This window comes from Paraburkholderia sp. RAU2J (genome assembly GCF_003634845.1).
GTDB lineage: Bacteria > Pseudomonadota > Gammaproteobacteria > Burkholderiales > Burkholderiaceae > Paraburkholderia > Paraburkholderia fynbosensis.
In genome coordinates this window covers 2,426,221-2,440,544 of the sequence record NZ_RBXG01000002.1, presented here as the reverse complement: position 1 = coordinate 2,440,544, position 14,324 = coordinate 2,426,221, and the positions used below count along the sequence as shown (strand labels likewise).

Here is a 14,324-nt window from a genome sequence, read left to right as displayed (position 1 = left end):
TGCGCGTGCCTGCACGCCGGTTTCGCGTGGACTCTGCGCTGGGATTATGTTGTTTTTATCGAGTTTGCGTCGATCCGCTGGCGCGATTATGACACCCGCTTGCCGCAGCGAGGACTGCGGCGGATCAGAGTTTGCCGATCAACGCCATCGCGGCGGCCGGATTGCGCTCCTTGAAGCCGCTGATCACGTACAGGTAGACATCGCGTGCGGCCGCTTTGGCCGGCGGCTCGGCGCAGGTCTCCAGGTCCGCCGGCGTGGTGCCGGCGGCAAGCTGGCGTGCGCGCTCGGCCCATGCGTCGAGTGCTTTCGCCGAGTAGCCCTTGGCCTGCTTGTCGGTCGTGCCCATGATGCGGACGTACACGAACGGCGCGGTGAGGTCGGCGATTTGCGGGTAATCGCTGTCGCCGGCGAGCACGACCGCAACCTTATACTTTCTCGCGAGCGCGATGAATTCCGGCGACTTGAACGTGTCGTTGCGCACTTCGATCGCGTGCCTGAGCTTCTGGCCTTCGATACTGGCGGGCAGCAGTTTCAGAAACGCTTCGAAGTCTTCGTGATCGAATTTCTTGGTCGGCGCGAATTGCCAATTGATCGGACCGAGCTTCTGTTGGAGCAGCAGCACGCCACTCGCGAAGAAGCGTTCGATCGTTTCGCCTGCTTCCGCCAGCACTTTTCTGTTGGTTGCGTAGCGCGGCGCTTTTAGCGAAAAGACGAAATCGTCCGGTGTCTCCTGATACCACTTCTCATAGCTCGCCGGCTTCTGCAAGCCGTAAAACGTGCCGTTGATTTCTATCGACGTGAGATTGCGGCTCGCGTATTCGAGTTCGCGGGCTTGCGTGAGATCGTCCGGGTAAAACGGGCCGCGCCACGGCGCATAGGTCCAGCCGCCGATGCCGATGCGAATGTTCGCGGTTTTCGTGGATTTCGCGCGCTTGGTGCTCGTTACGCTTGTTGCTTCAGCCACCTGGAATCTCCTTCTGGACACGGCCGGGGAAGCAGTAGATTAAGCTTCTTTTTGCCCGCCGCACAGACGTGGAGAATCGCCTTCGCAGAGAAACGGCGCATTGACCGCGCGCTATGCGTCACGCGGTGTAGTTGGCGAACGCCGCGCAGCTGCTGCTTCGAAGCGCCGGTTCGCCTCCGCCACTTCCATCCTGAACTGCTGCAATGCACTCACGGCCAGGTCCGGCGGCGTGAGCGCGCTCCACAGCACGTCGATCAGTTGATCCGCGGTCGCGTCGATATCGATCTGCCGGTTCGTCAGCGTGGCGTCCCACAGCACGTGCTCCATCGGCCCGAACACCATCGAGCGTAATAGACGCAGCGGCATGTCGGCGCGAATCTGCCCGCTCTCCTGGCCTTGCGCCAGCACGCGCATCAACGGCGCGGTGTAGCGGCGCTGCAGTTCGGTCAGCGCCTCGCTCAACTCGTGATGACGCGCGCGGCCCTCGGACAGCACCAACGCGCACAGATCGGTGCCGTTCACCAGCATCAGTCGCAAATGCGTGCGCACGATGAAAGCGAATTGCTGGCGTACGTTGCCGTCGCGCGGCAAGTCGGACTCGATGGCCTCGATGATCTCGTCGTACCAGTCGCCGATTACGCGCGCGCACAGCTCGCGCTTGCCACGGAAATAGCTGAACACGGTCGCCTCTGAAATGCCGAGACGCTGCGCGATCTCCGCGGTCGTCGCGCGCTCGTAGCCTTTTTCGGAGAACACGTCGCGCCCCGCCTGAAGAATCTCCTTCACGCGTTGTTGCGATTTGCGTCCGGCCGGCTGGCGGCGCGACACGGGTAGTTCGGCCTTCACGGCAACCGTCATATGAGTCAGGTTCAGATTTGCGGCTCGGATTGAGCCGAAGGACAGGCGTCTGGCGCCTGATGACGGCGATCCTATCACGGAAGATGGCATGCGGAGCCCCTTGGGCCATTTTCTGAGTAACACTCAAAAATACCTATTGACGCTTACGTCAATCTGGCGTGAAATGCGCGTTGAAGCTAGCGCGCCTCGCGCAGCATGGCAGCGGTCCGGCAGACCGCGAACGTCGCCAGGCTGCGCCCGACCCGCGCCCGGACCTGCCGGCGCCCCATGAGGCAGACCGGTCGTCAACGAACTCTGGAGACACAGCAATGCACAACCTGCCCGGTTTGCAATTCCCGCTCGGCGAAGAAATCGAAATGCTGCGCGACAGCATCGCGGGATTCGCCGCCAAGGAAATCGCCCCGCGCGCCGCGGAAATCGATCGCACGGATCAATTCCCAATGGACCTGTGGCGCAAGTTCGGCGATCTCGGCGTGCTCGGCATGACGGTTTCGGAGGAATACGGCGGCGCGAACATGGGCTACACCGCGCACATGATCGCGATGGAGGAGATTTCGCGTGCGTCGGCTTCGGTCGGCCTCTCGTATGGCGCGCATTCGAATCTGTGCGTGAACCAGATTCACCGCAACGGCACCGACGCGCAAAAGCAGAAATACCTGCCCAAGCTGGTCTCTGGCGAGCATGTCGGCGCACTCGCGATGAGCGAGCCGAACGCGGGCTCGGACGTGGTCAGCATGAAGCTGCGCGCTGAGAAGAAGGGCGACCGCTACGTGCTCAACGGCACGAAGATGTGGATCACCAACGGCCCGGATTGCGACACGTTGGTGGTCTATGCGAAGACCGATCCCGAAGCGAATTCGCGCGGCATTACCGCGTTTATCGTCGAGAAGGGCATGAAGGGCTTTTCGGTGGCGCAGAAGCTCGACAAGCTCGGCATGCGCGGCTCGCACACCGGTGAGCTGGTGTTCGAGAACGTCGAGGTGCCGGAAGAAAACATTCTCGGCCAGCTGAACGGCGGCGCGAAGGTACTGATGAGCGGCCTCGATTACGAGCGCGCGGTGCTCGCGGGCGGCCCGACCGGCATCATGGTCGCGGTGATGGACGCGGTGGTGCCGTATATCCACGACCGCAAGCAGTTCGGCCAGTCGATCGGCGAGTTCCAGCTGATTCAGGGCAAGGTGGCCGATCTCTACACCACGCTGCAGGCGTGCCGCGCTTATCTGTACGCGGTGGGCCGTCAACTCGACACGCTCGGCAACGAGCACGTGCGCCAGGTGCGCAAGGACTGCGCCGGCGTGATTCTCTATACCGCGGAAAAGGCCACGTGGATGGCTGGCGAGGCGATCCAGATTCTCGGCGGCAATGGCTATATCAACGAGTATCCGGTCGGGCGCTTGTGGCGCGATGCGAAGCTCTACGAAATCGGCGCGGGCACGAGCGAGATCCGCCGCATGTTGATCGGCCGCGAGCTGTTTGCCGAAACGGTCTGACGTGCGGTGATGGCGCTGCGTCACGCGGAGAATCACGCGGCGCACCTGCCTCACACGACGGCGCGCCTCGACGCGGCGCGCCGAACGCCCGACCTCTATAAAAAGCGGCAAAAAGGAGAAGACACTTCATGCCGATCATCGAATCCAGGCTGAATCCGCGCTCGGACGACTTTCGCGCCAATGCGGCGGCGCTCGAAGCGCTGGTCGCCGATCTGCGCGCGAAGGTCGCCAAGCTCGCGCTAGGCGGCGGCCAGGCCGCACGCGACAAACATACGGGGCGCGGCAAACTGCTGCCGCGTGATCGCATCGAGAAGCTCCTCGACCCCGGCACGCCGTTTCTCGAGTTCTCGCAACTCGCCGCGTACAACATGTATCACAACGACGCGCCCGGCGCGGGCGTGATTACCGGCATCGGCAGAATCGCGGGGCAGGAGTGCGTGATCGTCTGCAACGACGCGACGGTCAAGGGCGGCACCTATTATCCCGTCACCGTGAAGAAGCACGTACGGGCTCAGGAAATCGCCGCGGAAAATCATTTGCCCTGCGTGTATCTGGTCGACTCGGGCGGCGCGAATCTGCCGAATCAGGACGACGTGTTCCCCGATCGCGATCACTTCGGCCGCATCTTCTACAACCAGGCAAATCTGTCGGCGGCGGGCATTGCGCAGATCGCCGTCGTGATGGGCTCGTGCACGGCGGGCGGCGCGTATGTGCCGGCGATGAGCGACGAGTCGATCATCGTGAAGAATCAGGGCACCATTTTTCTCGGCGGGCCGCCGCTCGTGAAAGCGGCGACGGGCGAAGTGGTCAGCGCGGAAGATCTCGGCGGCGGCGATGTGCATACGCGTTTGTCGGGCGTGGTCGATCATCTCGCGCAAAACGACGCGCACGCGCTAGGGATTGCGCGCAGTATCGTCGGCAATCTGAATCGCACGAAACCCACGCCGCTCGCGTTGCAGGAACCGAAGCCGCCGCGCTACGACGTGAAGAGCATGTACGGCGTGATTCCCGTCGATACGCGTAAGCCCTTCGATATCCGCGAGGTGATCGCGCGCATCGTCGACGACTCCGCGTTCGACGAGTTCAAGGCACGCTACGGCACCACGCTCGTCACCGGCTTCGCGCATATCTGGGGGCATCCGGTCGGCATCATCGCGAACAACGGCATTCTGTTTTCGGAGTCGGCGTTAAAGGGCGCGCATTTCATCGAGCTATGCTGCCAGCGCAAGATTCCGCTGGTGTTCCTGCAGAACATCACCGGCTTCATGGTGGGCCGCAAGTACGAAAACGAGGGCATTGCGCGTAACGGGGCGAAGATGGTGACGGCGGTCGCGACTGCCAGGGTGCCTAAGTTCACGGTGATCATCGGCGGCTCGTTCGGCGCGGGCAACTACGGCATGTGCGGGCGCGCGTATTCGCCGCGGTTCCTGTGGATGTGGCCGAACGCGCGCATCTCGGTGATGGGCGGCGAGCAGGCGGCGTCGGTGCTGGCCACCGTCAAGCGCGACGGCATCGAAGGCAAGGGCGGCGCGTGGAGTGCCGAAGAGGAAGAAGCGTTCAAGCAGCCGATTCGCGACCAGTACGAACATCAGGGCCATCCGTATTACGCGAGCGCGCGCCTATGGGACGACGGCGTGATCGACCCGGCGCAAACGCGCGACGTGCTCGGCCTCGGCTTGTCGGCCGCGATGAACGCGCCGATCGAAGACACGCGTTTCGGCGTGTTCAGAATGTGACGATGCGCGACGAAGCGCAGGAGCTGCGACGATGCAATACGAAACACTGAATGTGCAATTGGCCGGACAGGTCGCCACGGTCACGTTGAATCGCCCGGACGTGCGCAACGCGTTCAACGAGACGATGATCGCCGAAGTGACCTCGGCCTTCGCGGCATTGAACACGCGCGACGACGTGCGCGCGGTAGTGCTCGCCGCGAACGGCAAGGCGTTCTGCGCAGGCGCCGACCTGAACTGGATGAAGAAGATGGCCGGTTACTCGGACGACGAGAACCGCGCCGATGCGATGCTGCTCGCGAACATGTTGGCGTCGGTGTATCGCTGCAACAAGCCGGTCATCGCGCGCGTGAACGGCGACGCATACGCGGGCGGCATGGGCCTGATCGCCGCGTGCGATATCGTGGTGGCGGTGCAGAGCGCGCGCTTTTGCCTGTCGGAAGCGCGGCTCGGTCTGATTCCCGCGACCATCGCGCCGTACGTGATCCGCGCGTTGGGCGAGCAGGCCTCGCGCCGCTATTTCGTCACCGCCGAGGCCTTCGATTGCGCGACGGCGTTGCGCCTCGGCTTCGTCAGCGAAGCGGTCGAAGCCGGGCAGCTCGACGCCGCCGTTGTGCAGATCGCCGACACGCTCTGCGCGAATGGGCCGCAAGCGGTGCGCGCCTGCAAGCAGCTCGTGCAGGACATTGCGGGCCACGAGTTGAACGATGCGATGATCGAAGACACGGCGGCGCGTATCGCGCGTACGCGCGCCGGCGCGGAAGGTCGCGAAGGCGTCGCGTCGTTCCTCGAAAAGCGCACGCCGGGCTGGCGCGGCTGACGCGCGAGCATGCCCATTGCCGGGGCGCGTAGGCGCGCCTCAACCCGATCAGAACAACAGCGCCGAACGGCCCATTTCATCGAGACATTCATGTTCAACAAGATCCTGATTGCCAACCGTGGCGAGATTGCCTGCCGCGTAGCCGCGACCTGCAAGCGGCTCGGCATCGCGAGCGTGGCCGTCTATTCCGACGCGGACGCCGACGCGAAACACGTGGCCGCGTGCGACGAGGCGGTGCACATCGGCGGCTCGACGGCGGCGGAAAGTTATCTGCGGGTCGCGCGCATCATCGAAGCGGCACGGGCCACCGGCGCGCAGGCGGTGCATCCGGGCTACGGGTTTCTGTCGGAGAACGAAGATTTCGCGCACGCGTGCGAGGCGGCCGGCATCGTCTTCATCGGACCGCCGGTTTCGGCCATCGCCGCGATGGGTTCGAAGGCCGCAGCGAAAGCGCTGATGCACGCCGCCTTGGTGCCGCTCGTGCCCGGCTATCACGGTGACGATCAGGACCCGGAGTTGCTGCATCGCGAAGCGGATGCGATCGGCTATCCGGTGCTGCTCAAAGCGAGTGCGGGCGGCGGCGGCAAGGGCATGCGCGTGGTCGAGCGCAGCGAGGATTTCGCGGCGGCGCTGGCCTCGTGCAAGCGCGAGGCCGCGAGCAGTTTCGGCAACGACCGTGTGCTGATCGAAAAGTATTTGACGCGGCCGCGTCACGTTGAAGTGCAGGTGTTCGCGGACCGTCACGGCGGCGCGGTGTATCTGTTCGATCGCGATTGCTCGGTGCAGCGGCGTCATCAGAAAGTGCTGGAGGAAGCGCCGGCGCCCGGGCTCAGCGCTGAAATCAAGCGCGAAATGGGCGAGGCCGCGGTGGCCGCCGCGCGCGCGGTGAATTACGTCGGCGCGGGCACGGTCGAGTTCATCATGACCGGCAGCGGCGATTTCTATTTCATGGAAATGAACACGCGTTTGCAGGTCGAGCATCCGGTCACGGAGATGGTGACGGGGCAGGATCTCGTGGAATGGCAACTGCGCGTCGCCGCCGACGAACCGCTGCCGCTCACGCAGCAGCAGCTGAAGCTGGATGGTCACGCGATCGAGGCGCGCATTTATGCGGAGCATCCGGCGCGCGGCTTTCTTCCGTCGACGGGCAAGCTCAAGCATCTGCGCATGCCCGAAGGCGTGGAGTTCGCGATCGATGCAGCCGGCGGAGGCACTGCCGCTACAGGCGCGGCCTTACCCGGCGCAGCGGGCCGCAAGGCGCCGGTGCGGATCGACAGCGGCGTGCGCGAGGGCGACACCATCACGCCGTTCTACGACCCGATGATCGCCAAGCTGATCGTCCACGGCGCCACGCGCGAAGAAGCGCTCGCGCGCCTGAGCCGCGCATTGCATGCGTGCGAGGTGGTTGGCCCGCATACCAACGTCGAGTTCCTGCAACGCATCGTCGCGAGCGAGCCGTTTTCCACCGCCGATCTCGACACGGGATTGATCGAGCGTCACCACGACGCGCTGTTTGCTCCGCACAGGAAGCCCTTCAAGGAAGCGCTCGCGCTCGCCTGCGCCGCGCTGCTCACGCGCGAGGGCGGAACGGCGCACGGCGCGTCGCCGTGGGATGCGTTATCGCACTGGCGACTGAACGGCGGCTATACGCAGACGCTCGGCTGGCGCGAGATCGGTCACGGCGACAATGAACACGCGTTCACGGTCTCGTTCGGCCGCGATGGCGGCACGCAGACGCTCGAACACGACGGCGTGCGCGAAGACTTTTCGTGGTCGAGCGGGGCGGGCGAGCACGTATTCCGCGCAACCCTCGGCGATGCGCGGGTGACGGGACGCGTGTTCATCGACGGCGATACATTCCATGTGTTCTGTCTCGGTGAGGCGCTCGCGTTCGAGTGGCAGAACCTGCTCGCGCATGCCGCCGACGCGGAAGGCGGCGAGGGCCGCCTGACCGCGCCGATGCCAGGCAAGGTGATCGCGGTGCTGGTCGAACCGGGCGCCGTGGTCGAGAAGGGCGCGCCGCTGCTCGTGATGGAAGCGATGAAAATGGAGCACACGATCGGCGCGCCGGCGGCCGGTACGGTGACCGAAGTGCTCTACGCGGTCGGCGATCAGGTGGCCGACGGCGCACAGCTTCTCGTGCTGGACGTGCAGTAGTTTTGCGGCTCAGGCGAGGCGCGCATAGCCGGCGGCGCGCGCTTCGTTTTCGAGTTGCCCGATCCGTTCGTAGTCCGTCAGCGGTAGTACGGAAAAGCCCTGCAAACGCAGGCGTTTTGCGCGTTCGGGGCGCACTTCGAGGGTTTCGTTCAACGCTTCGCGCAGCGCTTCGATGGTGGCCGGCGGCACCGTGCCGGACGCGATCAGCGGCAAACCCGGCGACGCCGCCGTCATGCCGATCGCGCGAACCCGCCGCGCCAACTCCGGCATCACGTCGTTGACGAACGCGAAGGTCACGCAATCGACCGCGGCGACATCCGCGCGATCGTCTGCGATGGCGCGCAGCGAACCGAGATGGGAGCCCGTGCGCAGCACCGTGCTGAAGAACATGCCGGCGCGCGCGAGCGGCGCGACCGCATGCCGAAACACATTCATGCCGCTATTCGAATCGTCCTGGTTGTAGGCGGCGCGCGCCCCCCGGCAAGCCGCGAGCGTATCGAACTGCGCGTCGGCTCGCGTCACCAGCACGCTCGCGTAGCGCGCCTCCTCGCAGCCCGGCGCGTCGAAGCGCGGCGTCGCGATCAGGCGAACCTGTTCGTGCAGGCCGTGCATCAGCGGATAGCCGCAGGTTTGTGAGAGCAGCAGGTTGGGACGCCGCCAGAAGCCGTGCAATTCTTCGTCCGGCTCGACGATGCGGCACGCCGGCTTGACCCGGCGCAGCACGTCGACAAGCCACGCTCGCCACTCGAAGTCGAGGGCGGGCGTGACGTTATACATGGGCAGGGCGGCGATCCAGGTCATGATGCGATTCTGACACGGCTAATGTCTGACCATTCGGAATTCGTCGAGTCCGAGCCGCACTGGCTCGGTCGGTCTGACGGTCCACTTCTGCGCGGCGACCGAGAGGATCTCCAGTTGCGCGTCCTCGAACGCGACGAGCAGGTCCTCCTTGCGCTTGCTCGCCGCCCCGCAGAACGTGACGAGCGCTTCGGCGCTGACTTCGAAAATCTGCGCACGATCGTCGCAGCACACCCGGAACGCGACTGTCGCGCATTCCGTCACACAGGGCCTAAACCCTTCATCGACATAAACCGACATGACGATCTCCCTCCGACGCCCGAGTCAACAGGATGACAAGCCGTAGGTTTTGAGTATGTGGGAGAACCGGCATTTGCGGCGAAATGGCGGGTATTCCGAGGCCTGACTCGGGCGGAAATTGACTACATGCTGCAAGCTTTTGTAAGCGCCTACCTGGTTCTGGCCGGTATTCATCCGTTGTTCGCGCGCATGCGCTGCCTACACTCGATGCGGCGACTTCGCGTTTGCTCGGGACAGTCGGTACGGAGGGGGACAGGATGAATTACGTTAGTCGATACGGCACGGTGCTGATGCGCAAGCGGGTCCGGCGGTGGTTATTCGCCGCGACGCTGGTTTGCGCATGTGGTCTGCAGGGCTGCGCGACTTCGCTCGAAACCTTCGGGCTCGGTGCCGGGGTGGGCATTGTCGGGGCGCTAGGGGCGCTTGGTTGTGCGATCGGTTGCCGTTGATCGCATCTGAGGGGTTTCGTGTGCGTAGCGGACCGTTGCATCGAGCGAGCCGGCGAAGCCGCGTGAGACGCATCTATCGTTGCGACTGCGCACGGGTCGGGAGATCGGCCGGTATGGCTGATGGTCGCAAGGGGCGCCAGCGCCTGACCCACGGCAACGCATCGGGCCTGGTGTCGTCGGGTAAGGGGTAGCTTGCCGGGTGCACCGCGTGAGCGACCGGCGCACATGCGTAGCGCGCCAGCCATTCCTTATAGCCGCTTACCAGAAAGCCGCCGTTGCGATCGAGGTAAGCGTCGCGCCGCGCTTCGTAGATCTTTTTCAGCGCGAACCACGGCAGGTGTGGCAGATCGTGATGCACCGCGTGATAGTTGTTGTTCAGGAACAGCAGCCGCCAGCACCATGCTATCGAGCAAAGTATCTGCCCAATCGTGCATAGGCGGCGAGCCCTTGCGGCGGCGTGTTCTCAGGCCTTCACGGCGCATCCGCGACGCGGCACGCGTGATCCATCAGACCTTCGGCCGAGCCGCTGCCGTCGTCGACGTCGATGCCGCTGTTCAGGATCAGCCATCCATCGGTGTCCGCTGACGGCCCCGCGCCTGTCACGAGGATGGTTTGCGTCGCCATGGCTTCGCCATCCTGATTGTCCCGCGCGACAATGCGGAAAGGATTGCCGGCTTGACTCAACGAAGTCACGCGCATGATCCGGTAACGCCGGCCGTCGATCGTATCCCAATGCCACTGGCCGGGCGCGTCCTTCGCGTGACGCCCGAGCGCAAGGCTGACGTCGCGCCGCATGCAGTCGATATGGATATGCAGCTGGTTTTGCGAGCGGCGATATGGGGAGTTGATCTCGAGTCCGAGCAGATTGTCCGGCAGCGTACGCTTGACCGACTGCTCGACATCATGCCGCGAACCCCACGCATCGACCCAGTAATCCTGCGCGTGCGGCGCCAGTATCAGCGGACTTTCGATTCCGGTGATGCGATCGGTCGGAATCAGCAGATACTGCGAGCGCCCGACAATATCCTTCAGGATCACATAGCGTTTCTCGAGATCGACGCGCGTGCATTGGCCCGGCGTGCCGGTGGCCTGCTGCGACGGCACGCAGCGTACGTCGACGATTTTCCACAACGCGTTCGAATCGACGGTGGCAAGGCGCGCGCATGCGGTGACGGTGAGGGTGATGGCGAATGCCGCGGCCAGTCTCGCGGCATGGCGCAAACGGGTTCGCTGAGGGCAGGTGGGTGAAGGGCTGGGTGTCGGTGTTGGCATCGGCACTTGGGTTGGTGTTGTCGGAAGAGTTGGCTGTCGCAAAGAGCAAAGGGCAAAGGGCAACGGGCAACGGGCAAAGGGCAACATCAAAGCACGGGCGCCGGCACCGCACCGAGCACCTGCTCGAACGCGACGCCGATCGCAAGCAGGCGCCGGTCGGCACCGAGCGGCCCGTCCAGTTCGAGGCCGACCGGCAGGCCGCTCGCGGTCATCCCCGCGGGCAGCGAGAGGCCTGGAATGCCCGACGTGCTGGCCGGATCGGTATTGCGCAGAAACGCCTCCATCGTATCGATCGACGGCCCACCGTCGATCGACACACTCGACGAACCGCTCAGGTCGTCGATCGGCACTGCGGCGAGACGCGTGGTCGGAAACAGCAACGCGTCGAGGCGCTCGCCGGCGAACGTCGCGGCCATGTACTGCTGCAAGCGCGGCCGCCACTGATTCAGCGCCGCCGCGTAGTGGCCGCCGAGCGCATCGGCGAGCACGCTGTCGTAGATGGCGCGCACGTCCGGACTCGCGATGCGCGCGGCCAGCTCGGCGACGGTGCTCACCGGCGCGTCGTTGGCGACGAGCCACGCGCGCACGTCGTCGCGCGCTTCGTGGATCGCAATCGGGACGCCGACCATGCCGTTCAGGTGCTCCAACTCGTCCATCGCGACCGGCACGAACACGACGCCCGCCGTTTCGAGCCGGCTCAACGCGGCGCGCGCCACGTCTTCCACGTGTCGTTCGAGCGCCTCCCATAGCGGCGCGGGCAGACCGATGCGCAGCCCGCTCAGCGTGAGCGCCGGCAGCGCGCCCGCGCCGGTGATCACGCCGTCGAGCAGCGCGATGTCTGCGACGGTGCGCGCCATCGGTCCAACGGTGTCGCGCGTGTGGCTGATCGGCACGACGGCGTTGGGATCGTGATAGCGCCGCTCGGCGCCGCCGTTGCCGACCGACGGACGAAACCCGGCGGTGCCGGTCAATGCAGCGGGAATGCGGGTCGAGCCGCCGGTGTCGGTGCCCAGACCTGCGGGCGCGATGCGCGCGGCGATCGCAACGGCAGTGCCGCCCGACGAGCCGCCCGGAATCAGCGAGGGATCGTAGGGATTGCGCACCGGTCCCGCATGCGCGGCGAAATTCGTGCTCGTGATGCCGAACGCCAGTTCATGCATGTTGGCCTTGCCGAGTACGATCGCGCCCGCATCCACGAGCCGTTGCACGGACGGTGCATTGGCCTTCGGAATGAAGCCTGCGAGCGCGGGCGTGCCCGCCGAAGTCTGCAAGCCCGCCGTATTGATGTTGTCCTTGACGACGATGGGCAGGCCCGCGAGCAGCAATTGCGCTCTGGCGGCGGCCGGCAATGCGTCGATGCGCTGCGCGGCGGCGAGCGCGCCGTCGAGATCGAGCGTGGTGAGCGCGTTCAGGCTGGAGAGCGAGGCCGCGCGCGCGAGCAGCGTGGCGACGTAGTCGGTGGACCTGAGGCGCCCGGACTGGATCGCGGCGACCGCCTGCGTGGCGGTCAGCGCGAGTTGTTCATCGACGGTCCATGTCATGGCCGCGTCTCCTTGTCGTCGTGTGCGTTGCGGGTGCGAAAACGCGATGCGAAGCGAGCGAGCGCAAAGCCGGGTTCGCGATCAGTGTGGAATCATCGGGAAGGGAGGGCGGTACGGCCGGCTGCGCAGGCAGCGCCGCAGAGCAAACCCGCAGGCCGCGCGTCGCGCGTGCGCGATGCCCTCAGGCATTCGCGCGAGTTTTCGACAACATCGATCGATGGATCAGGCATGGCAGGCGTGCGCAAGGCGGACTCGTGGTGCCGCCTATTCTGGCACAACCGTTTGACAGACGATGCCGGGGACCGCAGCAAAGCGGGCGCCAGCCGGCTACGCCACCGACGCTCGTTGCCGTCAGGATCGCGGCGCGACCGCTACGGCCGCGTCGATCCCGTTAAGTGCGCCGACCGGCGTGTCCTCTCGTCATTGATGGTTATCGATCCACATACGTCCCCATCGGAACGCGTAAGCGAGCGCATGTTCCTCGTCAAAGAAGTAATCGAGCGCATCGAACGAATACGCTTTCCCGTTGTTCGCAGAGGTTTTTTCGATGGTCAGGTTGGCGGCGAACATCCCGTTGGGCAGAAGCTGTGCGGCCGGAGCGACCTCGTAACCCTTGTAGCGGATATGTGAATTCATGGTATCGACTTGTCAGTGTGCCCGCATGTGTTGCAAGGAAGCCAGCGCGTAGGACGTAACCCGTCTCGCCACGACTCCAATGAATGGGCGAACAGGGTCAAGCGTAGGGCGCGCTGCACAGCGGGTGAACCAATCTTTCGTCGTTTGCAAATCAGCGGGGTTCGGGAGCGGTCTTCAGGAGCCCGGATCGGATCGTATCGCTGTGTCCGGACACACTATCAGCGTGGCGGCGAAAGCGTCTGTTATGTGCCGCACGGTTCGCGAAAACGCCGATGCCGTGGGCCGCGAGCGCGGCGCCACGGGCATGGTGGGGAAGAATGGTCGGACAGAGAAGCGGAAGAATCAGACCGCGTGCAGCAGGCGCGCGGGCGACGCTTCGTTGAGCGTGCTGGCGGACGGCAGCACGCCCGTTGCGCGATGCGCATTGAACGCCAGCGCGAATTGCGCGGCCTGCTGGCCGACCGTGGCGAGCTGATCGACGACCTTCGCATCGGAGCAGGTGTCGACGGAATCGAAGCGCGTTTCCAGGGTGTTGATGCCCGCGCCGAATGGGGTGGGCCAGCCGCGCAACGCATGGACGATCGAGCGCAGCGAAGTCAGCACCGAACCGGCGGCCTGCCAGCCATACGCGGTGACGATGCAGCCGACCGCGCGGCCGTCCAGATACGGGCGCTCGTCAGCGCGCAACTCTTCGAGCGTGTCGAGCGCGTTCTTCACAAGACCCGACACGCCGCCGTGATAGCCGGGCGTTGCGATGATCAGCGCGTCCGCGTGGCGCACGGCTTCGATCAGTTCGAGTTGTTCGGCGGTGCGGTTCGGCTGTTCCGGCGCGTAGTGGGGCAGGCTATGGAGGAACGTGCCGCCGAACAGGCGAGTGTTCGCGCCCGCGGCTTCGGCGCCGCGCAAGGCGAAGCCGAGTGCGCGTTCAGTCGACGATGCGGCGCGTGTGGTGCCGCCAATGCCGATGACGAGCGGCCGGCGATGATGATCGAATCGGGTCAACGAAATGCTCCTTCGGTAGCGGTTCGCGACACGCCGGCGCGCTAACGCTGGGCTGCGCGCAGACGGGCCGGGGCGAACCGGACTTTGACGTGTCATCTTAATGACCGCGGGACGCGAGGCTAAGCGACTTTTTGTTCTAACGATATAACCGCACGGTCCGGCGGCGCGCCGCAAAGCACGTGAGGCCACGGCAGATAAGCATATGGCGAACCGTTGTTTGAGGGCACGGCGACGCACGGCTACGATCGAATCGTCTCCTCCATGACACTCCTTGACATGGGACTCGGCCTTGCCACGACAGTGG

The 14,324-nt window shown here is 64.9% G+C and carries 14 protein-coding genes; 5 read left to right on the top strand and 9 right to left on the bottom strand.

The window, feature by feature from the left end; all coding sequences use genetic code 11:
• Positions 1-124: 124 nt before the first annotated feature.
• Positions 125-964, bottom strand: coding sequence for a DUF72 domain-containing protein (locus B0G69_RS28460; RefSeq protein ID WP_121323125.1), 840 nt, complete (start codon positions 962-964; stop codon positions 125-127).
• A 111-nt stretch (positions 965-1,075) separates the two neighbouring features.
• Positions 1,076-1,822 (bottom strand): TetR/AcrR family transcriptional regulator, encoded by a 747-nt coding sequence (locus tag B0G69_RS28455; protein ID WP_121323123.1) that lies wholly within the window; start codon positions 1,820-1,822, stop codon positions 1,076-1,078.
• A gap of 308 nt (positions 1,823-2,130) precedes the next feature.
• Between B0G69_RS28455 and B0G69_RS28450 the strand changes: the two genes are divergently transcribed.
• The 4 genes from B0G69_RS28450 to B0G69_RS28435 all read left to right on the top strand — a co-directional run bounded on the left by B0G69_RS28450 (position 2,131) and on the right by B0G69_RS28435 (position 8,022).
• Positions 2,131-3,312, top strand: a complete 1,182-nt coding sequence (locus B0G69_RS28450; RefSeq protein WP_121323121.1) for an isovaleryl-CoA dehydrogenase — start codon at positions 2,131-2,133, stop codon at positions 3,310-3,312.
• 128 nt (positions 3,313-3,440) lie between these two features.
• Positions 3,441-5,048, top strand: a complete 1,608-nt coding sequence (locus B0G69_RS28445) for a carboxyl transferase domain-containing protein (protein WP_121323119.1) — start codon at positions 3,441-3,443, stop codon at positions 5,046-5,048.
• Between the two features lie 31 nt (positions 5,049-5,079).
• Positions 5,080-5,865: an enoyl-CoA hydratase/isomerase family protein gene (locus B0G69_RS28440; RefSeq protein ID WP_121323117.1), complete on the top strand. Its 786-nt coding sequence runs from the start codon at positions 5,080-5,082 to the stop codon at positions 5,863-5,865.
• A 90-nt stretch (positions 5,866-5,955) separates the two neighbouring features.
• The gene (locus B0G69_RS28435; protein WP_121323115.1) at positions 5,956-8,022 is read left to right on the top strand and encodes an acetyl/propionyl/methylcrotonyl-CoA carboxylase subunit alpha; all 2,067 of its coding nucleotides are present in this window, start codon (positions 5,956-5,958) and stop codon (positions 8,020-8,022) included.
• 9 nt (positions 8,023-8,031) lie between these two features.
• Here the strand turns inward: B0G69_RS28435 and B0G69_RS28430 are convergent, their stop codons facing one another.
• Positions 8,032-8,823, bottom strand: a complete 792-nt coding sequence (locus B0G69_RS28430) for a PhnD/SsuA/transferrin family substrate-binding protein (protein ID WP_121323113.1) — start codon at positions 8,821-8,823, stop codon at positions 8,032-8,034.
• Positions 8,824-8,841: 18 nt separating this feature from the next.
• On the bottom strand, positions 8,842-9,120 hold the full coding sequence (locus B0G69_RS28425; protein ID WP_121323111.1) for a DUF1488 family protein: 279 nt from the start codon (positions 9,118-9,120) through the stop codon (positions 8,842-8,844).
• 257 nt (positions 9,121-9,377) lie between these two features.
• Here B0G69_RS28425 and B0G69_RS28420 point away from each other — a divergent pair, with 257 nt between their 5' ends.
• The gene (locus tag B0G69_RS28420; protein ID WP_121323110.1) at positions 9,378-9,569 is read left to right on the top strand and encodes a hypothetical protein; all 192 of its coding nucleotides are present in this window, start codon (positions 9,378-9,380) and stop codon (positions 9,567-9,569) included.
• A gap of 73 nt (positions 9,570-9,642) precedes the next feature.
• Here B0G69_RS28420 and B0G69_RS28415 read toward each other — a convergent pair whose 3' ends face one another.
• From B0G69_RS28415 to B0G69_RS28395, 5 genes are all read right to left on the bottom strand, one after another.
• Positions 9,643-9,996, bottom strand: a complete 354-nt coding sequence (locus tag B0G69_RS28415; protein WP_121323108.1) for a fatty acid desaturase — start codon at positions 9,994-9,996, stop codon at positions 9,643-9,645.
• Between the two features lie 44 nt (positions 9,997-10,040).
• Positions 10,041-10,841, bottom strand: coding sequence for a CDP-diacylglycerol diphosphatase (locus B0G69_RS28410; protein WP_121323106.1), 801 nt, complete (start codon positions 10,839-10,841; stop codon positions 10,041-10,043).
• 86 nt (positions 10,842-10,927) lie between these two features.
• Entirely contained in the window at positions 10,928-12,382 is a 1,455-nt protein-coding gene (gene iaaH, locus B0G69_RS28405) for an indoleacetamide hydrolase (RefSeq protein WP_121323104.1), read from the bottom strand.
• Positions 12,383-12,802: 420 nt separating this feature from the next.
• On the bottom strand, positions 12,803-13,018 hold the full coding sequence (locus B0G69_RS28400) for a transcriptional regulator (protein ID WP_121323102.1): 216 nt from the start codon (positions 13,016-13,018) through the stop codon (positions 12,803-12,805).
• Positions 13,019-13,360: 342 nt separating this feature from the next.
• On the bottom strand, positions 13,361-14,020 hold the full coding sequence (locus B0G69_RS28395) for an NAD(P)H-dependent oxidoreductase (protein ID WP_121323100.1): 660 nt from the start codon (positions 14,018-14,020) through the stop codon (positions 13,361-13,363).
• Positions 14,021-14,324: the final 304 nt, after the last annotated feature.